This window comes from Pseudomonas sp. Ps21-P2 (assembly GCF_039672565.1).
Taxonomy (GTDB): domain Bacteria; phylum Pseudomonadota; class Gammaproteobacteria; order Pseudomonadales; family Pseudomonadaceae; genus Aquipseudomonas.
This window is the reverse complement of the sequence record NZ_JBDFPL010000001.1, coordinates 212,352-233,944: the sequence shown is the minus strand read 5'-3', so window position 1 is coordinate 233,944 and position 21,593 is coordinate 212,352. Positions and strand designations below refer to the sequence as shown.

The 21,593-nt window shown below is 63.3% G+C and carries 18 protein-coding genes; 13 read left to right on the top strand and 5 right to left on the bottom strand.

What is annotated here, in order from left to right; translation table 11 throughout:
* Positions 1-24: 24 nt before the first annotated feature.
* Positions 25-693 carry a polysaccharide lyase family 7 protein gene (locus ABEH28_RS01000; protein WP_192174238.1) on the bottom strand — a complete coding sequence of 223 codons (669 nt, stop codon included), beginning with the start codon at positions 691-693 and terminating at the stop codon, positions 25-27.
* Positions 694-1,260: 567 nt separating this feature from the next.
* Here ABEH28_RS01000 and ABEH28_RS00995 point away from each other — a divergent pair.
* The 10 genes from ABEH28_RS00995 (at position 1,261) to ABEH28_RS00950 (ending at position 13,164) form a co-directional block, all read left to right on the top strand.
* Positions 1,261-1,713, top strand: coding sequence for a MarR family transcriptional regulator (locus tag ABEH28_RS00995; RefSeq protein WP_192174237.1), 453 nt, complete (start codon positions 1,261-1,263; stop codon positions 1,711-1,713).
* Positions 1,714-1,718: 5 nt separating this feature from the next.
* Complete coding sequence (locus ABEH28_RS00990; protein ID WP_346629178.1) at positions 1,719-3,809, top strand: FUSC family protein; 2,091 nt, start codon at positions 1,719-1,721, stop codon at positions 3,807-3,809.
* On the top strand, positions 3,806-4,015 hold the full coding sequence (locus ABEH28_RS00985; protein ID WP_346628816.1) for a DUF1656 domain-containing protein: 210 nt from the start codon (positions 3,806-3,808) through the stop codon (positions 4,013-4,015). The genes ABEH28_RS00990 and ABEH28_RS00985 overlap by 4 nt, the downstream gene beginning before the upstream one ends.
* Positions 4,012-4,932: an HlyD family secretion protein gene (locus tag ABEH28_RS00980; RefSeq protein ID WP_346628815.1), complete on the top strand. Its 921-nt coding sequence runs from the start codon at positions 4,012-4,014 to the stop codon at positions 4,930-4,932. Before ABEH28_RS00985 ends, ABEH28_RS00980 begins: the two co-directional genes overlap by 4 nt.
* A complete protein-coding gene (locus ABEH28_RS00975; RefSeq protein WP_346628814.1) occupies positions 4,929-6,359 on the top strand; it encodes a TolC family protein in 1,431 nt (476 codons plus the stop codon). Before ABEH28_RS00980 ends, ABEH28_RS00975 begins: the two co-directional genes overlap by 4 nt.
* Before the next feature lie 369 nt (positions 6,360-6,728).
* Positions 6,729-7,562: an aldo/keto reductase gene (locus tag ABEH28_RS00970; protein WP_346628813.1), complete on the top strand. Its 834-nt coding sequence runs from the start codon at positions 6,729-6,731 to the stop codon at positions 7,560-7,562.
* Positions 7,563-7,669: 107 nt separating this feature from the next.
* Positions 7,670-8,686 (top strand): transporter, encoded by a 1,017-nt coding sequence (locus ABEH28_RS00965; protein WP_346628812.1) that lies wholly within the window; start codon positions 7,670-7,672, stop codon positions 8,684-8,686.
* 130 nt (positions 8,687-8,816) lie between these two features.
* Complete coding sequence (locus ABEH28_RS00960) at positions 8,817-10,433, top strand: inorganic phosphate transporter (RefSeq protein WP_346628811.1); 1,617 nt, start codon at positions 8,817-8,819, stop codon at positions 10,431-10,433.
* A 345-nt stretch (positions 10,434-10,778) separates the two neighbouring features.
* Positions 10,779-11,915, top strand: a complete 1,137-nt coding sequence (gene ssuD, locus ABEH28_RS00955; RefSeq protein ID WP_192174231.1) for an FMNH2-dependent alkanesulfonate monooxygenase — start codon at positions 10,779-10,781, stop codon at positions 11,913-11,915.
* Between the two features lie 145 nt (positions 11,916-12,060).
* Entirely contained in the window at positions 12,061-13,164 is a 1,104-nt protein-coding gene (locus ABEH28_RS00950; protein ID WP_192174253.1) for a sigma-54 dependent transcriptional regulator, read from the top strand.
* Between the two features lie 48 nt (positions 13,165-13,212).
* On the opposite strand, the gene ABEH28_RS00945 is transcribed toward ABEH28_RS00950, so the two are convergent.
* Positions 13,213-13,536 (bottom strand): antibiotic biosynthesis monooxygenase, encoded by a 324-nt coding sequence (locus ABEH28_RS00945; protein ID WP_346628810.1) that lies wholly within the window; start codon positions 13,534-13,536, stop codon positions 13,213-13,215.
* 179 nt (positions 13,537-13,715) lie between these two features.
* Between ABEH28_RS00945 and soxR the strand changes: the two genes are divergently transcribed.
* Positions 13,716-14,177, top strand: a complete 462-nt coding sequence (gene soxR, locus ABEH28_RS00940; RefSeq protein ID WP_192174229.1) for a redox-sensitive transcriptional activator SoxR — start codon at positions 13,716-13,718, stop codon at positions 14,175-14,177.
* Here the strand turns inward: soxR and ABEH28_RS00935 are convergent.
* The 3 genes from ABEH28_RS00935 to rlmM form a co-directional block, all read right to left on the bottom strand.
* Positions 14,168-14,656 (bottom strand): hypothetical protein, encoded by a 489-nt coding sequence (locus ABEH28_RS00935; protein ID WP_346628809.1) that lies wholly within the window; start codon positions 14,654-14,656, stop codon positions 14,168-14,170. The genes soxR and ABEH28_RS00935 overlap by 10 nt on opposite strands.
* Positions 14,657-14,820: 164 nt before the next feature.
* The gene (locus ABEH28_RS00930; protein ID WP_346628808.1) at positions 14,821-16,248 is read right to left on the bottom strand and encodes an FAD/NAD(P)-binding protein; all 1,428 of its coding nucleotides are present in this window, start codon (positions 16,246-16,248) and stop codon (positions 14,821-14,823) included.
* A 76-nt stretch (positions 16,249-16,324) separates the two neighbouring features.
* Positions 16,325-17,392 (bottom strand): 23S rRNA (cytidine(2498)-2'-O)-methyltransferase RlmM, encoded by a 1,068-nt coding sequence (rlmM, locus tag ABEH28_RS00925; protein ID WP_346628807.1) that lies wholly within the window; start codon positions 17,390-17,392, stop codon positions 16,325-16,327.
* Positions 17,393-17,627: 235 nt separating this feature from the next.
* Here rlmM and acnA point away from each other — a divergent pair, with 235 nt between their 5' ends.
* Both acnA and ABEH28_RS00915 read left to right on the top strand, forming a co-directional pair.
* Positions 17,628-20,369: an aconitate hydratase AcnA gene (acnA, locus tag ABEH28_RS00920; RefSeq protein WP_346628806.1), complete on the top strand. Its 2,742-nt coding sequence runs from the start codon at positions 17,628-17,630 to the stop codon at positions 20,367-20,369.
* Positions 20,370-20,723: 354 nt separating this feature from the next.
* Positions 20,724-21,515 (top strand): CPBP family intramembrane glutamic endopeptidase, encoded by a 792-nt coding sequence (locus ABEH28_RS00915; protein WP_346628805.1) that lies wholly within the window; start codon positions 20,724-20,726, stop codon positions 21,513-21,515.
* Positions 21,516-21,593: the final 78 nt, after the last annotated feature.

Here is a 21,593-nt window from a genome sequence, read left to right as displayed (position 1 = left end):
CGAGACAGCAGTCTGCCCCAAGCCTCACGCTTTCTTGTCGTGGGTCGCCTGCAGTTTGTAGAACGTCGCTGCCCCGCCTTCGGTGGCGTAGCCGGTGTTGTCCTGGGTGTACACGCCGGCCTTGAAGTACAGCGGCTTGCCGCTCCACGACGGATCGAGCTTGGTGCCCCATTGCATTTCATGGGCGTTGACCGTGAGGTTGCCGGCGGCGGTCAGGTGGATGGTGTAGGTGAAGCGCTCCTTGAGCAGCACGCCGGTCGCGACCTGGATCACCTCGGGCTCGGAGGTCGGCGTCAGGCGAAACTTGACGACGATGTTGCCGCTCTTGAGTTTTTCCTTGTACTGGTACTCAAGCTTGATCAGCGGCTCGGTGCTGCCATAGCAGTGGATCTGGCCGATGACGATCTTGCCCGTCGAGGGCACCTGGTCCACGGTCAGCGCCGCGCGCAGGAAATTGTCCGCCTGGGAGTAAACCCAGTTGTGCACCGCACCGTTGGCGTAGGTCTCACGCAATTCGGTACGGGGATAGATCGCGTTGTCAGTCCTTGACCCGGTCACCGGTGCCCAGAAGAACAAAGTGTCCCCTGAACGGAAGTAACCATCCTTGTAGCCGGCCACCAGTTTTGGCGTGTCGATGGTGGCGGCTGGGATACCGACCGGTACAGAAAGATTCCAGATGGCGAGATCAATCATGGTGCACTCATGGTGCGCGATGCGCACAGCAAAGGAGGTGTCTGGAACAGGCCTGTCACTGCCGTTCCCGTCATCTTTGCTATCGGCTGAACCGTTTGATCTTTAGTCGTCCCCGGAGTCAAGAAACCGCCGAGCCGCCTGAAGAGGCGTATAAGGCCAGCACAATGCCAGCACTGGGCAAAAGTGGCCCTTTGCCTTCCAGATTTGCCCAGCCAGCGTAAACCGGGCGATGAAGGCTAATTATTTGGCGCCATTTTTTTGGTGGACGCTTAGACGGCCCTCAAAAAAATAGTTCAGCTGGCGAGCACCCACCCGACAGACGGTACGATAAATTCCTTCACACGTGCCCTCTTCCATCGTGCTCCGCGGTCCTGAGCGCCTGGCGCGTCCCTCCCGTTCAACCGAAAATCCGGACACGCCGGGCTGCGACAATCCGCCGGGCAGGTCTGCCCACATTCCATTTGACGAGACCAGGGTGTAACAAGATATTATTAGTTAGCAGCCTAATAATGCAGCGCCTAATCATTCAGCTCCTAACCAAACCCACACCGCCCCAATGGCCTTTTCATGAACCCTGACACCCTGCAAATGCGCATCACCGGCGGCGTCGTCGCGGCCTCCCGGCAGTGGCGCCGCGTCTGCCAGACCACGTTGATGAACGTCGGCGTGAGCGAAGCCTGCGCGGGCCCGTTGCTGATGATCGCGCGCCTGGGTGAGGGCGTGCGCCAAGTGACGGTGGCCCAGGCCTGCGGGCTGGAAAGCCCGTCACTGGTGCGCCTGCTAGATCAACTGTGCAAAGCCGGGCTGGTGCAGCGCACCGAAGACCCCACTGACCGCCGCGCCAAGGCCTTGAGCCTGACCGACGCCGGCCGCGCTTTGGCCAATTCCATCGAGGAAGAGCTGATCCGCCTGCGCCGCGACATCTTCAGTCACGTCGACCCGGCGGATCTTGAGGCGACGTTGCGCGTGTTCAACGCCATTGCCCAGGCCACACCGATGGCGCCGGAGTCGTCATCTTGAGCGGCCTGTTCAAAGGCTTTTTCGACGGAGTACCGCCGGGCCGCGACTGGTTCTACGGCGTGCGCACGTTCGCGGCTTCGATGCTGGCGTTGTACATCGCGCTGATGATGGAACTGCCCCGCCCTTACTGGGCGATGGCGACGGTGTACATCGTCTCCAGCCCGTTCGTGGCGCCGACCAGTTCCAAGGCGCTGTACCGCGCGGCCGGCACGTTGCTCGGCGCCGCCGCTTCGGTGGTGCTGGTGCCGATGTTCGTGCAGACGCCGTTTTTGCTGGCGGTGGTCATCGCGCTGTGGACCGGCACCCTGCTGTTTCTGTCCCTGCATTTGCGCACCGCCAACAGCTACGCGCTGATGCTGGCGGGCTACACCATGCCGCTGATTTCCTTTCCCGTGGTCGACAACCCCCAGGCGGTGTTCGACATCGCCGTCTCGCGCACCGAGGAGATCTTTCTCGGCATCGTCTGCGCCGCCGTGGTCGGTGCGATGTTCTGGCCACGTCGGCTGGCGCCGGTGCTGGTCGATGCGATGGGCAAGTGGTTCAAGGACGCCTCGGCCTACAGCGATCTATTTCTCTCCCGCAGCGCCACGCCGGAACCGGTCGGCGGCCTGCGCACGGCCATGGTCGGCACCTTCAACAGCCTGGAGCTGATGATCGGCCAGTTGCCCCACGAAGGCGCCCATCGCCAGACCGTGCGCAACGCCAAAGAGCTGCGCGGCCGGATGATTCACCTGCTGCCGGTGATTGATGCCCTGGACGATGCACTCTGGGCGCTGGAGCGGCGTTCGCCCGAGCACGTCGCTGACCTTGCCCCGCTGTTGATCGAGTGCCGCGACTGGGTCGAGCAGACCGCCGAAGGCGCGCCGATCAAGTATTGGAAAGCGCTGCACGCCGAGCTCGACCGCCTGCAACCGACACCCGCGCAGATCGACGATCGCCGGCAACTGCTGCTGTCGAACGCGCTGTATCGGCTGCGCGAATGGATCGACTTGTGGCAGGACTGCCGCAGCCTGCAACACGCCATCGAGACTGACGACCACTCGGCATGGCGCGCCGTGTACCGCCATTGGCGGCTGGGGCGACTGTCGCCGTTCCTCGACCGCGGGATGATGCTGTATTCGGTGGCGACCTCGGTCAGCGCCATCATCGTCGCGTCAGTGCTGTGGATCATGCTGGGCTGGCAGGACGGCGCGAGCGCGGTGGCGCTGGCGGCGGTGTCGTGCAGCTTCTTCGCGGCGATGGACGACCCGGCGCCGCAGATCTACCGCTTCTTCTTCTGGACCATGATGTCGGTGATCTTCGCCAGCCTCTATCTGTTCGTGGTGCTGCCCAACCTGCACGACTTCCCGATGCTGGTACTGGCGTTTTCGGTGCCGTTTATCTGCGTTGGCACCCTCACCGTGCAGCCGAAGTTCTACCTCGGCACGCTGCTGACCATCGTCAATACCTCGTCCTTTATCAGCATCCAGAGCGCCTACGACGCCGACTTCGTGAATTTCGTCAATTCCAACCTGGCCGGGCCGGCGGGTCTGGCCTTCGCCTTCGTCTGGACGCTGATCGTCAGGCCGTTCGGCACCGAAGTGGCGGCCACGCGCATGACCCGCTTCAGTTGGCGCGACATCGTCTCCCTCAGCGAAGAGGCCACCTTGGCCGAGCACCGGCAAATGGGCGTGCGCATGCTCGACCGGCTGATGCAGCATCTTCCGCGCCTGGCGATCACTGCGCAGGATTCCACCAGCGCGCTGCGTGAAGCACGGGTCGCCCTGAACATGCTGGATTTGCTGGCGTATATGCCGCGGGTTGACCCTGTGCCACGCCAGTTGCTGCGTCAGGTCACCATCGAAGTCGGTGCGCATTTCCGCGCCTGCCTGAAAGCCCGGGAGCGTTTGCCGGCGCCCAAAGGTCTGTTGATGACCATGGACCGCGCCCGCCGCGCGCTGACCTTCAATGGTGAGGGGGATGACGCGGCGCGGATGAATCTGCTGCACGCCCTCAGTGGCTTGCGCCTGGCGCTGCTGCCGGGGGTGGAGATCGTCGATGTGCTCGCCGAGCAGGAAGAACAACCGCCCTATGGCATCGATGGAGCGCCGTTATGATCGGTGATGTGGACATCAGCGGGATTTTCCTGCCGACCTTTCTGGTGCTGATGGGCATCGCTTACCTGATTTTTCTGGTGGTGCACGCCATGTTGACGCGCGCCCGCTTCTACCGCCTGGTCTGGCACCGGGCTTTATTCAACGTCGGTCTATACGCTCTGCTGCTCGGCGTCGTGGATACCCTAAGTCGATACCTGATGAAATGAAAAAACCTCTTCTGACGCTGGGCCGCGTGGTCCTGACCCTGCTGGTTGTCACCCTCGCCGCGATCGTCGTCTGGCGCATGGTGATGTATTACATGTACGCGCCCTGGACCCGCGACGGGCACATCCGGGCCGACGTGATCCAGATCGCGCCGGACGTTTCGGGGCTGATCGAGAAGGTCGCGGTGAGCGACAACCAACTGGTCAAGAAAGGCCAGTTGCTGTTCACCATCGACCAAGACCGCTTCCGCCTCGCCTTGCGCCAGGCCCAGGCCACGGTCGCCGAGCGCAGGGAAACCTGGGAACAGGCCCAGCGCGAGAACCGCCGTAACCGCAGCCTCGGCAATCTGGTCGCCCGCGAACAGCTGGAAGAAAGCCAGTCCAAGGAAGCCCGTGCTTTGTCGGCCCTGAATGAAGCGCAAGTGGCGGTCGACTCGGCGCAACTGAACCTGGACCGCTCGGTGATCCGCAGCCCGGTGGACGGCTACCTCAACGACCGCGCGCCCCGCGACCGCGAATTCGTCAGCGCCGGGCACCCGGTGCTGTCGGTGGTGGACAGCAACTCGTTCCACATCGACGGCTACTTTGAAGAAACCAAGCTGGACGGGATTCACATCGGCTCCGGCGTGGACATCCGCGTGATCGGCGACAACGCGCGCCTGCGTGGTCATGTGGTGAGCATTGTCGCGGCGATCGAAGACCGCGACCGCAGCAGCGGCTCGAACCTGCTGCCCAACGTCAATCCGGCCTTCAGCTGGGTGCGTCTGGCCCAGCGGATTCCGGTGCGCATCGCCTTTGATGAAGTACCGGCGGACTTCCGCATGATTGCCGGGCGGACCGCGACGGTGTCGATCATTGATGACGCCCGCGCAGATGCTCAGGGAAATGACCAACCCGTCCAGCCAGGAGCGCCGAAATGAAACACCGCGCACGCCTGCTGACGGTGGGCATGAGCATGGGCTTGCTGCTGTCGGCTTGCACCGTGGTCGGCCCGGATTACACGCTGCCCGATAAAGCCGCCGTGAACCGCCCCGACTTGCAGGGCGAGCTGGCCGGTTCGTCGACCAATGTGGTGTCGGCGCCGGTACCGGCTGACTGGTGGCGGCTGTATCACGACCCGAAACTCGATGAGCTGGTGGGTCAGGCGCTGGTGTCGAGCACTGACCTGCGCGTCGCGGCGGCAAACCTGCAACGGGCGCGCTTTCAGATGAGCGAGGCGGATGCGGCCGGTGGCTGGAGCGGCACGGCCAAAGCCGGGGCGCAGCGCTTGCAGGAAGCCGGTCAGGCCTATCTGCTGCCGGAAAAAGTACCGGTCGCGAACGTCGGCGATGTCGGGCTGACCACGTCTTATCAGTTCGACCTGTTCGGCGTGCTGCAGCGCGGTATCGAAGCGGCCCAGGCCAACGCCGACGCGACCCAGGCGGCGGCCGACACGGCACGCATCACGCTGGTGGCCGACGTGGTTCGCGCGTACACCCAAGTGTGTGCCGCCAACGAAGAACGCAACATCGCCTTGCATTCACTTGACCTGCAAAAGCAGAGCCTGAGCCTGACCCAACGCCTGCGCGACGCCGGCCGCGGCGATGAAACCCAGGTGACACGCTCGCAAACCCAGTTCCGCTCGCTGCGTGCTGACTTGCCGCGTTACGAAGCGGCGCAGAAGTCGGCGCTGTATCGCCTGTCGATGCTCCTCGCCCGTCCGCTGAATCAGCTGCCCCACGGGGTGGCTGAATGCGCCGAGCTGCCGCACATTGCCCAGGTCATGCCAGTGGGCGATGGCGCCGCGCTGCTCAAGCGTCGCCCCGATGTGCGCCAGGCTGAACGCCGGCTGGCGATGTCGACGGCGGCCATTGGTGTGGCGACGGGCGAGCTGTATCCCGACATCAGCATCGGCGCGACGGTGGGCACTGTGGGGATTCTCGATGAACTGGGCGATCCGTCGACCAATCGTTGGGGCTTTGGCGGGGTGATCAACTGGACCATCCCGTCCAATGGCGCGCGGGCGCGGATTCACATCGCCGAAGCGTCAAATCAGGCGGCGCTGGCGCATTTTGATGGCGTGGTGCTCAACGCCATCCGCGAGGCGCAAACCGGTCTGTCCCAGTACACCGCGCTGCTGCAACGTCGCGATGCGCTGGTGGAAACCGAGGAGTCGGCGCGACAGGCGGCGGACCAGACGCACCGGTTCTTCCTGGCCGGCCGCGAATCCTTCCTCGCCGACCTGCAAGCCACCCGCACCTACACCGACGTCACCGCGCAACTGGCGGCGGCGAACACCCAGGTGGCGATGGGACAGATCGACCTGTTCCTGGCGCTGGGTGGGGGTTGGGAGAACGGGCATAAGTAAGTTCTCGCGGGTGGGCGTGAACTCTTTGTGGGACCGGCTTTAGCCGGGAATGCGTCGGTGGTCACACCGCAAAATTGATGTCGTTCATACCGGCCTCTTCCCGGCTGAAGCCGGTCCCACTAATTGACCGCGTGCATCCAGTGGCACTGGCGGGAACACCAATGTGGGACCGGCTTTAGCCGGGAATGCGTCGGTCGTCACACCGCAAGATTGATGTCGTTCACACCGGCCTCTTCCCGGCTGAAGCCGGTCCTACAGTAGATACGCAGTCCCACTCACGCACCGCGCATTCGCTTGCGATTGAACCCCTGCCGGCCAGCACTGCCTGAGTTTTAATCATTCAGTCCTATCCGCCCGGAGGCACCCCCGATGCGCACGCTTGAACTGGCAGACAAAACCGTCCCCGTTATCGGTCAGGGCACCTGGCACATGGGTGAGGACCGCCATCAGTTCGAGGCGGAAGTCTCGGCGCTGCAACTGGGCATCGACCTGGGCCTGACGCTGATCGACACCGCCGAGATGTACGGCGAAGGCGGCGCTGAGGAAGTGGTCGGCGAGGCCATTGCCGGGCGCCGCGACGAGGTCATGCTGGTGAGCAAGGTCTACCCGCACAATGCCAGCCGCGCGGGCATTCCGGCGGCGTGCGAGCGCAGCCTCAAGCGCATGAAGACCGACTACATCGATCTGTATTTGCTTCACTGGGCCGGTCAGTACCCGCTGGAAGAAACCGTTGAGGCCTTCGAGCGTTTGCGCGAAGCGGGCAAGATCGGCCGCTGGGGCGTGTCCAACTTCGATGTGTCCGACCTGCTTGAACTGGACGAGCTCGGCCTCGGCGGCGGATGTGCCACCAATCAGGTGCTGTACAACCCGGAAGAACGCGGCATCGAATATGACCTGCTGCCCTGGATGCAAACCGCCCGGATGCCGCTGATGGCGTACTGCCCGATCGGTCAGGCCGGCAACTTGCTGATGAACCCTGCCATCCTTGAAGTCGCCGAACGCCACGACGCCACCACGGCGCAAATCAGCCTGGCGTGGGTGCTGCGTCAGGACGGCGTGATCGCCATTCCCAAGGCCGTCACGCCCCATCACCTGGAATTGAACGCCGCTGCGGTTGAGATCGAGCTGTCCATCGAGGATGAATTGTTGATTGATTCCTCATGGCCGGCGCCCCTGCGCAAGACGCGCCTGTCAATGGTCTGAACAAGACTACTGGCCGACACAAACCGTCACAAAACTGTCAAAACCCCTTGCGATGATGCCGCTTTCGATCTCGTGCCCTGCGGGGCACTTCCCGTCTGCGAGCCTTCATGAATCAACGCATCGCCCACCATCAGGACTCCGATCTGTTTGGCTTGCTGTACGGGTTCCGCTTCCGTCCCGAGGAACCCGGCCGCGAACTGGATTCGACGGCGGCGCTTGAATGCCTGCGCCAGCCCACCGCGCCGGACGAGTTCGTCTGGCTGCACCTGAACCTGACCCACGCCAGCTGCGAACGCTGGCTGAAAACCAACCTCGACCTGCCTGACGAGTTTCTCGAAGCCCTGCACGAAGGGTCGCGCTCCACGCGCATCGAACACGTCGACTCTGCCCTGCTCGCGGTGGTCAACGACGTCGTCTTCGACTTCAACCGCGTCTCCACCGACATCGCCACGTTGTGGGTCTGCGTGCGCAGCAACCTGATGATCTCCGCGCGCCATCAGCCGTTGCGTTCAGTGGACCGGCTGCGCTCGTCGGTGAAACAGGGCGAAACCTTCCGCTCCCCGCTGGAACTGCTTGCCCACCTGCTGCGCGACCAGAGCGACGTGCTGAGCCAGTTCATGCGCAAGACCAGCATCAGCGTCGACAAAATCGAAGACCAGCTTCTGTCCCAACGCCTGAGCAACAACCGCTCGGAACTGGGCGCCATGCGTCGGGTGCTGGTGCGCCTGCAACGGCTGCTGGCCCTTGAACCCGGCTCGCTGATGCGCCTGCTGCACCGACCGCCGCAGTGGCTGCTGGAGGAGGATTTGCAAGAACTGCGGCAATCCACCGAAGAGTCGGCGCTGGTGATCAGCGACCTCACCGCCCTCGGCGAACGGATCAAACTGCTGCAGGAAGAAATCGCCGCCAACCTTAACGAACAGAGCAGCCGTACGCTGTTCACCCTCACCGTCGTCACCGTGCTGGCGCTGCCGATCAACATCGTCGCGGGTTTCTTCGGCATGAACGTGGGCGGTATACCACTGGCGTCCGATCCCCATGGGTTCTGGGTGCTGGTCGCGCTGGTGGCGACGTTTACGTTTATTGCGGGAAGGTGGGCGTTTCGCAAGAGTCGGGATTATTAACGACAGCGTTTAAGGCGTGTCCATTGGTCCCTAACCCCAGCAAATCCGCCCAAAACGTGACCCGTGTCGCATCTCTGTCACATTTTGTAATGATCATGGTCATTATCCCTCATCAACAGGATTGTGCCCCATGGCGACCCCCACACTGGCTCAAGGCTCTCTGCAACAGGGACCCGGACTGAGTGCTCAATTCGGGCGCAAGCCTGGCATGACGACGATGGTGATTTTCTTCGTTGTGCTGGCATTGGGCCTGTTCTATACCGGCTACAGCCTCAAGCAGGACATGGACGATCTGGGTACCGTCGTGCTGACCTGGACGCCGTTCATTCTGCTTGGCGTGGCATTGGTCATCGCGCTGGGCTTTGAGTTCGTCAACGGTTTCCACGACACCGCCAACGCCGTCGCGACCGTCATCTACACCCACTCTCTGCCGCCGAACTTCGCCGTGGTCTGGTCAGGAACCTTCAACTTTCTGGGCGTGCTGTTTTCCAGCGGCGCGGTGGCGTTCGGCATCATTGCCCTGCTGCCGGTCGAACTGATCCTGCAGGTCGGTTCATCGGCGGGTTACGCGATGATCTTCGCCCTGCTCATCGCCGCGATCCTGTGGAACCTCGGCACTTGGTGGCTGGGTCTGCCGGCCTCGTCTTCCCACACGCTGATCGGTTCGATCATCGGCGTCGGCATTGCCAACGCGTTGATGCATGGCCGCGACGGCACCAGCGGCGTGGACTGGTCCCAGGCGACCAAGGTCGGTTATTCGCTGCTGCTCTCGCCGCTGGTGGGCTTCACCTGCGCCGCACTGTTGCTGATGGCGCTGCGCATGTTCGTGAAGAACCGCGCGCTGTACAAAGCGCCGGAAGGCAACAAGCCGCCGCCGATCTGGATTCGTGGTCTGTTGATCCTGACCTGCACCGGCGTTTCCTTCGCCCACGGCTCGAACGACGGCCAGAAAGGCATGGGTCTGATCATGCTGATTCTGGTGGGAACGCTGCCCATGGCTTACGCGCTGAACCGCGCCATGCCGGCCGATCAATCGGTGCAGTTCGCTGCAGTCGCCCAAGTTACCCAACAGGCCCTGACCAAAGCGGCGCCGCTGCCCGCGCCGGCCGATTCCCGCCAGACGCTGTCGACTTACATCCGTGACAAGCAGGCCACGCCTGACTTGATCCCGGCGCTGGCGGTGATGGCCGGCAAGATCGGCGATCAGGTCGCCAGCTACGGATCACTGGCCAAGGTGCCAGCTGAAGCCACGGCCAACGTACGAAACGATATGTACCTGACGTCGGAAGCCATCCGTGTGATGGACAAGAACAAGGTCGGTAACTTCGACGCCGACACCCAGGCCAAGGTCGACACGTTCAAGGAGCAAATTGATACCGCGACGCGCTTCATCCCGCTGTGGGTCAAGGTGGCCGTAGCCATCGCGCTGGGCCTGGGCACCATGGTGGGCTGGAAACGCATCGTGATCACGGTCGGGGAAAAGATCGGCAAAACCCACCTGACCTACGCCCAGGGCGCATCGGCTGAAGTCGTTGCGATGCTGACCATTGGCGCGGCGGACATGTACGGATTGCCGGTCTCGACCACCCACGTTCTGTCCTCGGGCGTGGCCGGCAGCATGGTCGCCAACGGCTCCGGCCTGCAGATGCGCACCCTGCGCAATCTGGCGATGGCATGGGTGCTGACTCTGCCTGCCGCGATCCTGTTGTCGGGCAGCCTGTACTGGCTGTTCACCCAGATTTTCTGATGTCGAAGCGTCTCCCGTACTCTCCTTCAGGCGCTTCGGCGCCCGTTTTTTTGCGCGGTGCTTTTTAGTGGGACCGGCTTCAGCCGGGAAGAGGCCAGCGTGAACACCCTCAATCCTGCGGGGTGACGCCCGACGCCTTCCCGGCTAAAGCCGGTCCCACAACGCGCGCTCCAACCGGCGCTTCGCCGCTCAAACATTCGCATTAGCCCTCTCAGATCCAAACAAACAGGGCATATCTCTAACGGTTATAAAAATATGGGATTCAGTTCTTTTACGGAATAAATCGGAGCCTTTATAACGGGTGCACTTGTCACAAGCCCACCGATTCCGCTCGAAGGATTTCTCATGGATGTTTTCTGGTTTCTACCGACACACGGCGACGGCCATTACCTGGGCACGACCAAGGGCGCGCGCCCGGTCACGCTCAATTACCTGAAGCAGGTCGCCCAGGCCGCCGATGATCTGGGTTACCACGGCGTACTGATTCCGACCGGCCGCTCCTGCGAAGACTCCTGGGTGATCGCATCGGCCCTCGTGCCGCTGACCGAGCGTTTGCGTTACCTGGTGGCGATTCGTCCGGGGATCATTTCTCCGACCGTCTCCGCGCGCATGGCCGCGACGCTGGATCGCTTGTCCGGTGGACGCCTGCTGATCAACGTCGTGACCGGTGGCGACCCTGATGAAAACCGTGGCGACGGCAGCTTCCTCGATCACAGCGAGCGCTACGAAGTCACTGACGAATTCCTGAAGATCTGGCGCCGCGTGTTGCAGGGCGAAGCCGTGGACTTCGAAGGCAAGCACCTGAAAGTGCAGAACGCCAAAGCCCTGTACCCGCCGATCCAGAAGCCCTATCCGCCGCTGTATTTTGGTGGTTCCTCCGAGGCAGCCCACGAACTGGCCGCCGAGCAGGTCGACGTCTATCTCACCTGGGGCGAGCCCCCTGCCGCCGTGGCCGAGAAACTGGCGGATGTGCGTGAGCGCGCCGCACGCAACGGTCGGACCGTCAAATTCGGCATCCGTCTGCACGTGATCGTCCGCGAGACCAGCGAAGAAGCCTGGAAAGCTGCGGACACCCTGATCGAGCACATCAGCGACGAAACCATCGCCGCCGCGCAGAAATCCTTCTCGCGGTTCGACTCCGAAGGCCAGCGCCGCATGGCCGCGCTGCACGACGGTCGTCGCGACAACCTGGAAATCGCCCCGAACCTGTGGGCCGGCGTCGGCCTGGTACGGGGCGGTGCGGGCACAGCGCTGGTGGGCAATCCCCAGGAAGTCGCCGCGCGGATCAAGGAATACGCAGACCTGGGCATCGAAAGCTTCATCTTCTCCGGCTACCCGCACCTGGAAGAAGCCTATCGCTTCGCCGAGCTGGTGTTCCCGCTGTTGCCGGAGCCCTATCGCAGCCTGGCAGGCCGAGGCATCACCAACCTCACCGGCCCGTTCGGCGAGATGATTGCCAACGACTTGCCGCCGCAGAAGTAAGTTTCACCGCACCCCTGGAAACAACCGCTTGCTGCGCGCCCGCGCAGCATGTGGGAAGCGGTTGATCTGCCAGCGCGACAACGGCCATCGCGACAAGGAGTCCTTCATGACAGCCAGCTTACCGTTCCAACCACAAGTGATCCCCATGCAGCTATTGACCCTACCGCCCTCGCCGGCCCTGGCCACCTCGATCCGCGCCACCGCGCAGGTGTTCGAGGACCCGAGGTCCCAGGCGCTGCTGGCCCACATTGAACAAGTCGCGCCCAGCGATGCCAGCGTGCTGATCATCGGCGAAACCGGCACCGGCAAAGAGCTGGTGGCGCGGCACATTCACAACCTGAGCAGCCGTCGTCACCAGCCGTTCGTGGCCGTCAACTGCGGTGCGTTTTCAGAATCGCTGGTGGAAGCCGAGCTGTTCGGCCAGGAAAAAGGCGCGTTCACCGGCGCCCTCACCGCCAAGGCCGGCTGGTTCGAAGAAGCCAACGGCGGCACGCTGTTTCTCGACGAAATCGGCGATCTGCCCCTGGCGATTCAGGTCAAGCTGCTGCGCGTCCTGCAGGAGCGCGAAGTGGTGCGGCTGGGTTCGCGCAAAAGCACGCCGATCAACGTGCGGGTTCTGGCGGCGACCAACGTGCAACTGGAACGCGCGATCAACGCCGGGCATTTTCGCGAAGACCTGTTCTACCGCCTGAATGTCGTCAATCTGGAGCTGAGCACCCTGCGCGAACGGCCGGGCGACATCATGCCGCTGAGCCGGCACTTCATCGACGTCTACAGCCAGCGTCTGGGTTGCGGACCGATTCAGATCAGCGCGGATGCCGAGCACAAGCTGCGCACCTACGGCTGGCCGGGGAATATCCGCGAGCTGGAAAACGTCATTCACCACACCCTGCTGATCTGCCGCAACGGCGTGATTCAGTCGAGCGACCTGCGCCTGTCGAACCTGCGCCTTGAACGCCAGGAAGACTCAGCCCCCGCCGTCGACGATTCCACCGACGCCCTGCTGGCCCGGGCGTTCCAGCGTCTGTTCGAGGAGCAGGCCGGCGCGCTGCACGAGAAGGTCGAAGACGCCCTGTTGCGCGCGGCCTATCGCTTCAGCCACTACAACCAGGTGCACACCGCGCAGTTGCTGGGGTTGAGTCGCAACGTCGTGCGCGCGCGGCTGATCAAGATCGGCGAACTGGCCGTCAACAAGCGCCGTCCCGGTGAACAGACCCAGGGTGAGCAGATGCTGCATTTGTCGGTGTGATCCCACAGCGATGCAACCTGTAGGACTGCGCTCACCCCTGACGCGGTCCTAGATTTCCCCCGCCACTTCGTACGCGTTGAAGATCATCGACGTGGCACGGTGGCGCCGAATCAACTCCCACATGTCCCCTTCGCCCTGCTCGGCGTTTTCGAACGCACGCTCACAGTCGGTCTTCGACAGCCATTGCACATGGCTCAACACCCGCTGACGGTCTTCACTGACCTGCACGCTGGCGCGGACAAAGCCTGGGTAGGTGCGCGTAAACTGCTCGAAACGCTCGTTGAGCGCACTGACCAGCCCGGCCTGATGCTGCGGATCGACGGCGAACTCAACGAACTGACTGAACGGAAGAGTAGCGGCTGCTGGTGTCATGAACGTTCTCCACAGATGACGGTTGTTGCTGAACAGGATGCTGCGCGAACCGGTATGGCCCCCTACGTTTCTTGCGCCGGTGCCCCACTTGCCAAGCAGGTCCGGCCAAGGGATGCTGCGCAGGATAAAACCTCCAGTTAACTGGAGGTCAAGCGTCGTTCGGCACACAGGAAGATTGCATGCTTACCCAGGACATCCCGCCCATCGCCCGCGAACTCACCGTCGGCCAGCTGTCCGCCCGCAGCGGCGTGGCCATCACCGCGCTGCGCTTTTACGAAGCCAAAGGCCTGATCAGCAGCCAGCGCAACGCCGGCAATCAGCGTCGCTACCCCAGGGACGTGCTGCGTCGGGTGGCCTTGATCAAAACCGCCCAGCGCCTGGGCATTCCGCTGGCGACGATCCAGACCGCGCTGCAGACCCTGCCTCAGGACCGACCGCCCAGCCTTGACGACTGGACCCGGTTATCCGAGCGCTGGAAAACCGATCTGGATGAACGCATCAACCGCCTCACCGCCCTGCGCGACCAACTCAATGGCTGCATCGGTTGCGGCTGCCTGTCGATGGAGGCCTGCCCGCTGCGCAACTTCGGCGACAGCCTGAGCGAGCAAGGCGCCGGGCCGCGCCTGCTGGATCAGGATTGAAGGTTCTGCGGACTGACCAGGGTGCCGGCCAACGTCTGGTCCGCCAGTGACAGATGCATCTGCTGCATCGCTTGATTGAGCTGGTTGGTGGCCTGAATGAGCGAGTTGGTCATGGCCATGATTTCCATCTGCAACTGGCGCATTTTGCCCTCCCGGGCGCGGGGCGAGAGCGACCGGTCGCTCATGAACGCGTGCATGTCCTGCATGCGTTTGGCAATGCGCTCCTGAATCGAGCGGATCAGCTTGAGCTGCTCCTTGATCCGGTCAGGCAAGTGGGTGGCGTCGATGTCGGCGTTCTTGTCACCCTTCTTCGCCACCTTCTGCGCGTCCGGGGACAGCAGCACTTCGATGCCCTGACGCACCTGCTCGGCGGCGCTGGCGGTCTGACTTGCGTCGTCGGCGGCTGTAGAAGTGGACACGACGGAGGGCGGCAGCAGCAGTGCTGCCTCCGCAGGATTTCTGAAACTCAAGCTCAACATGAACGATGGCCTCCATAGCCCTGTGCACTCGCTGACGTCGCTGTCGCCTCTTGATGAAAAGCGGGCGGCCTTACCGGGTCGATAACGGGCTTTCGGCTCGTTCGGAGCGTGCTTTAGGAGGGGCTGCGGAAAGTGTGTCGTGGTCGACACAATTTCCTGCGGCTTCACGACGGTACGGTGCTCAACGCTGCCAATCGTGCCGCCAGCGCTTTGGCCTGCAACGCCACGTCGGTCACAGCGGTGCTTTCCCACCACAGGCCGCGCAAGGGCGGGCCCATGGCGTAGAGCCGCGTTGAGGCACGCCCTTCGGCGTCCATGACCGCGCCCCCCGCATCGGCGGCAATGCCCAGCGCCAGCGGCCCCGGCTGAATCAGGCCGCGCGCCAGCAGATTGCGCGGCAGGGCACGGTCGACCCGGCGCCAGTCGTATTGAATGCCGGTCGAGTTGATCAGCGCTGCGCCGCTCTCTTTGCTGGCCGTGTCCTGGCCGCGATAGCGAACGCTGATGGAGACTTGTCCGGCCTCGGCGCCCTCAACGCTGAGCAACGAGGCGGCGTGGATGTGCAGGCGCCCTTCGTCGATCAGCCGGTCCAGCAAGTGCGCGCTGGGCGGCGGCGAGCGGTGGTGATGGCTTTCCCACCACGGACGGACATGGCGTACGAATTGGCGGCGCTGCAGGTCAGAGGCCTGACTCCACAGCCGTGGAATATGCACGCGCACGGTGTCGAGCGGCGCCTGCCAGTCGATGCCCTGCTCCGCCGCTTGCGCGCACTGCTCGCGCAAGGCCCTGACCAGTTGCCGGGTACTGCGAATGTTCGGGTCGGCGGCGAGGAAGTCCGGCCATGTCGGCGGCTGACGGCGCACATGGGGCAGCAGGCCGTGGCGGGAAAACACGTCGATGGGCCCACGGTGACCGGCTTGCTCCAGGGACACCACGGCGTCGACCATGGTCAGCCCCGAGCCGATGATCAGCACGCGGCCCTGGGGGTCGAGCTGGCCCATGGCGTTGACGTCCCACGGATCAACAGCGGCGGCATTAAGGGCATTTGAATCGCGCTGGGGCGTGCGTGCGGCGGCGAACATGCCCGTCGCCAGTACGCCGAAGCGGCCGGTCAGGTGCTCACCGTTGGCGAGGGTCAGGCGTATGCCGGCTGCGTCAGTCTGCAGGTCGGTGACTTCGCCGCGCACGTGCTCGACGGTCGAACCGCTGCGCTCGCCGATCACCCGGGCCTCGGCCAGGCGCTGCTGGACGTACAGACCGAAAATCCCGCGGGGCGGAAACAGCTCGGCCACCGGCACGTGCTGCTGATCAGACTCCGGCCAGCCGCCGGCGGCGATGTAATCGGTCAGCCAGCGGGTCAGATCGTCGATATCGTCCGGGTCAACGCTCATGCGCGCGGCGTTGCCATTCAGTGTGTGGCCCAGCTCGGTGGCGCTGTAGGCCTCGCCCCGGCCCAACTCGCTGCGTGATTCGACGATGACGATGCGCCGTTGCCCCGGCAGGCGCAGCAGCTGCACCGCCAGCATCGTGCCGCTGAGGCCACCGCCGACGATGAGGATGTCGGCGTCAGGTCCATTGTGTGCAGCGCTCATTGCATCTCCCCTTCTCTTCGCCCCGCAGGCGCGCACCGCTGATTATGGACAGCGTGGCAGCGGATTCAAACCGACGTCAGCCCTTGCGTTTCATGTCCAGCCGCCGCAGATGGCAGGTCACTTCTTCGCGGTCGTGGTACAGCTGTTTGCAACCAATCGAGACCTTGACGCCGCGCGCCTTGAAGCCGTCTTCGATGCGCTCCAGCAAACGCCGCACTTCGGCATAGCGCTGTTTCATCGGCAACTTCAGATTGACCACCGCTTCGCGGCACAAGCCCTCGCCCAGCCAGGTTTCCAGCAGCGCGGCGTTGCGTGCGGGCTTCTCGACGATGTCGCAGACCATCCAGTCCACCGGCTGACGCGGCTTGAAGGTAAAGCCGTCTGCCATCAAGTGCTGGACCAGTCCGGTGTCCATCAGGCTTTCGGCCATCGGTCCGTTATCGATGGCGGTGACCAGCATGCCGCGCCGCACCAGTTGATAGGTCCAGCCACCGGGGGCTGCACCGAGGTCGACGCCGGTCATGTCGCCCGACAGGCGCTCGTCCCACTGATCCCGGGGGATGAAATGGTGCCAGGCCTCTTCGAGCTTGAGGGTGGAGCGGCTCGGCGCTTCCCGGGGGAATTTCAGGCGCGGAATGCCCATGGGCCACATCGCCGAGTTGTTCGCGTCAGCCAGCCCGAGGAACACTTCGCGCCCGCTTTTGAACGTCAGCAGCAAACGCGGCAGGCTCGGGTTGTCGACCAGTTTGCCGGCCTTCTCCAGGGCCTTGCGCAATGGCGCTTCGAACTTGCGGCAGAAGGTCGAGAGCTCCTTGCCGTCGTTGGTGTCGACCACTTCCAGCCACAGGCTGCCGCATGGCGCAAACCCGGCCATGTGTTCGAGGATTATGCTGATGCGGTCGGTTTCGGGAAGCTGGACAAACACGCCACGGGCCCACTGCCGGGGGAAAATCAGCTCGCGGAACTTCAGGCTGTTCATCAGCCGTTCCGCGCCGTCGGCCTCGGTGCAGATGAATTCGGCACAGGCGGCGTCGGTCTTGGCCTTGGCGTAGCCGGACACCTCAAGGCGAGCGGCGTGCTCGCTGAGTTCCGAGCAGACCTCGCTTTCGAAGCCGGGGCGGCAATGCATGAAAAGGGTGTTCACGGGACGGTCTCCTCGCGCGCCACGAATCAGGTCGCGGCGCAAGCTGTACATGAGGATTAACCTCAATGACTCGAAAGCGGCGCATGATAGCCGAATCAGGAACCACTGGCTCAGCCGGCGGGTCCAGTACTACTCAACGATCATTTAAAGGCGCCGCCCAGAGCGCCGAAGCAAGACCCGTTTTACCGTCGATCGCCCGTCCGCGCGTACTGCACGGACCGTCAAGGAGTCAGTCATGCCCTCCCTCGATAGCCTGAAAAGCCTCAAAACCCTCGAAGTCAGCAACAAGACCTACCACTACTTCAGCCTCCCGGATGCCGCGCGCACGCTGGGCGATCTCGACAAACTGCCGATGTCGCTCAAGGTGCTGCTGGAAAACCTGCTGCGCTGGGAAGACAACCACACGGTGACCGGCGACGACCTCAAGGCCCTCGCCGACTGGCTGACCGAGCGCAAATCCCATCGGGAAATCCAGTACCGCCCCGCCCGCGTGCTGATGCAGGATTTCACCGGCGTGCCGGCCGTGGTTGACCTCGCCGCCATGCGCGCGGCCGTGGCCAAGGCCGGTGGCGATCCGCAGCGCATCAACCCACTGTCGCCGGTGGATCTGGTCATCGACCACTCGGTCATGGTTGACCGCTTCGGCGACGACAAGGCCTTCGGCGAGAACGTCGACATCGAGATGCAGCGCAACGGCGAGCGCTATGCGTTCCTGCGCTGGGGCCAGAATGCGTTCGATAACTTCAGCGTGGTGCCGCCGGGCACCGGGATCTGCCACCAGGTTAACCTGGAATACCTTGGCCGCACCGTGTGGACCAAGGAAGAAGACGGCCGCACCTACGCCTTCCCGGATACGCTGGTCGGTACCGACTCCCACACCACGATGATCAACGGCCTCGGCGTACTCGGCTGGGGCGTCGGCGGCATCGAAGCGGAAGCGGCCATGCTCGGCCAGCCGGTGTCGATGCTGATTCCGGAAGTCATCGGCTTCAAGCTCACCGGCAAACTGCGCGAAGGCATCACCGCCACTGACCTGGTGCTGACCGTGACGCAAATGCTGCGCAAGAAAGGCGTGGTCGGTAAGTTCGTCGAATTCTATGGCGATGGCCTGGCGGACCTGCCGCTGGCGGACCGGGCCACCATCGCCAACATGGCCCCGGAATACGGCGCGACGTGTGGGTTCTTCCCGGTCGACGACGTCACGCTGGATTACCTGCGCCTGTCGGGGCGTCCGGACGAAACGGTGCAATTGGTTGAGGCCTATTGCAAGGCCCAGGGCCTGTGGCGCCTGCCCGGTCAGGAACCGGCGTTCACCGATGCGCTGGAGCTGGACATGGGTTCCGTCGTGGCCAGCCTTGCGGGGCCAAAACGTCCGCAAGACCGCGTCGCCCTTCCCGATGTGTCCAAGGCCTTCAGCGACTTCCTGGGCCTGGCGGTCAGCCCGAGCAAACACGAAGAAGGCCGACTGGAAAGCGAAGGCGGCGGTGGTGTCGCGGTGGGCAATGCGGCACAGGTGGGCGAGGCTGAGTATGAATACAACGGCCAGACCTATCGCCTGAAAAACGGCGCGGTGGTCATCGCGGCCATCACGTCCTGCACCAACACCTCCAACCCCAGCGTGATGATGGCGGCAGGGCTGCTGGCGAAAAAAGCTGTGGAGAAAGGCCTACAGCGCAAACCGTGGGTGAAGAGTTCGCTGGCGCCGGGCTCGAAGGTCGTAACCGATTACTACAATGCCGCCGGCCTTACCCAGTACTTGGATAAGCTGGGCTTCGACCTGGTGGGTTACGGCTGCACCACCTGCATCGGCAACTCAGGGCCGCTTCCTGACCCGATCGAAAAGGCCATTCAGCAGTCGGACCTGACCGTCGCGTCGGTGCTCTCGGGCAACCGCAATTTCGAGGGCCGCGTGCACCCGCTGGTGAAAACCAACTGGCTGGCTTCACCGCCGCTGGTGGTCGCTTACGCCTTGGCCGGCACCGTGCGCACCGACCTGAGCAGCGAACCCCTAGGCGAAGGCAGCGACGGCCAGCCGGTGTACCTGCGCGATATCTGGCCAACCCAGCAGGAAATCGCCGACGCGGTCTTGAACGTCAGCACCGGCATGTTCCACAAGGAATACGCCGAGGTCTTCGCCGGTGACGCGCAGTGGCAGGCCATTCAGGTGCCCGAGGCGGCGACCTACGTCTGGCAGCCGGACTCGACCTACATTCAGCACCCGCCGTTTTTCGAGGACGTCGCCGGGCCATTGCCGGTCATCGCCGACGTGCAGCAGGCTCGCGTGCTGGCGGTGCTGGGCGACTCGGTGACCACTGACCACATTTCCCCCGCCGGCAACATTAAGCTCGACAGCCCGGCCGGGCGTTATCTGCGCAGCAAGGGCGTGGAATATAAGGATTTCAACTCCTACGGCTCGCGGCGCGGCAACCATGAAGTGATGATGCGCGGCACCTTTGCCAACATCCGCATTCGCAACGAAATGCTCGGCGGCGAAGAAGGCGGCTATACGCTGCACGTGCCCACCGACGAGAAGCTGCCGATCTATGACGCGGCCATGCGTTATCAGGACGAAGGCACGCCGCTGGTGGTCATTGCCGGTCAGGAATACGGCACGGGCTCCAGTCGCGACTGGGCGGCGAAAGGCACGAATCTGCTGGGCGTCAAGGCAGTCATCGCCGAGAGTTTCGAGCGCATTCACCGGTCCAATCTGGTCGGCATGGGTGTCCTGCCGCTGCAGTTCAAGGCAGGCGAAAGCCGCAAAACCCTGGGCCTGACCGGCAAGGAAGTGCTGAACATCACCGGGCTCACCGGCGCCACGCTGCAACCGGGCATGAGCTTGGCGGTGCAGATCACCCGGGAGGACGGGCAGCAGGAAACCATCAACGTGCTGTGCCGGATCGATACCCTGAATGAAGTGGAGTACTTCAAGGCGGGAGGGATTCTGCATTACGTGTTGCGGCAGCTGATTGCGTCCTGAGCCTCATCCCGGCTGAAGCCGGTCTCGCTGTCAGTGGGACTGGCTTTAGCCGGGAAGGCGTCAGATGCCACAACGCAATATCAATGGTGCTCAAACCGGCCTCTTCCCGGCTGAAGCCGGTCCTACGGGCACATCGCGTGCTGTTAGTGGGACCGGCTTTAGCCGGGAAGGCGTCGTCTGCCTCACCGCAAATTGCCAGCGTCTAACCCAAATCCCTTGTTATCAGAAACGCCCTACACGACCTTCGCCCTGCATCCACGAAACAATCGGACCAGCTCCCCGTTGATCCGACATACACACGCGTTTAATCAACGTTAAAATCGCCAGCCTATTCCGACGCTCAAGGACGACTTCATGTCGGTGCAACGCTGGACTTCCCTCCTTCTGCTCTCTCTCGGCTACTGCCTGGCGCTGCTTTACGGCCAGCTCAGCGTTCCCGTGGTCATCACGTTCGGACTGCTGATCATGGCCGGCATCTGCGTCAGCCATTTCCAGCACCGCGCCGTGCGCCTGTTCGGTCATGCCCTGTTCATCGCCATCGCAGCAGGGCTGGCCAGTCACTGGCTCCCCGGTTTCCTCAGCGCAAGGGCGATTGCCGGCGTGCGCCTCAGCCCCGAGGCCGCGCCGTATTCGATGTACCTGAATCTCGACAAGCCCCTTATCGGCTTCTGGATCGCCATCGCCTGCCGCTGGGTGTTTATCGCGTTCAGTCCCCGACGCTGGCTGGGCGTCACCAGCATCGCCTTGCCCGTCACCGCAGCTGCGTGTTTATCAACGGCGCTGCTGCTGGGCCTCGTCGGCTGGTCGCCCAAGTGGCCCGAGCAAACAGGCATCTGGGCGCTGAACAACCTGCTGTTGGTCGCGCTGACCGAGGAACTGCTCTTTCGCGGTTACCTGCAAGGCAGCCTGAAAAGATGGCTGCAACACTTGCCCTGCCACGACGCCCTGGCCATCGGGACAGCCTCGCTGCTGTTCGGTCTTGCGCACATCGGTGCTGGCTGGGAGTGGGCGATTCTGGCGGGCCTCGCAGGTGTGGGTTATGGCGTTGCCTATCGACTGGGCGGCCTGCCCGCCGCCGTGCTCACCCACTTCGGCCTGAACCTGCTGCATTTCAGCCTGTTCACCTATCCGATGTTCGATCGCTGAAGAACCCCGGTGACACTCCGTTTATGACGCAGTTCACAAAAGCTTAATTTTTTTCGCTTCGGGCCGATAACCCTTCAC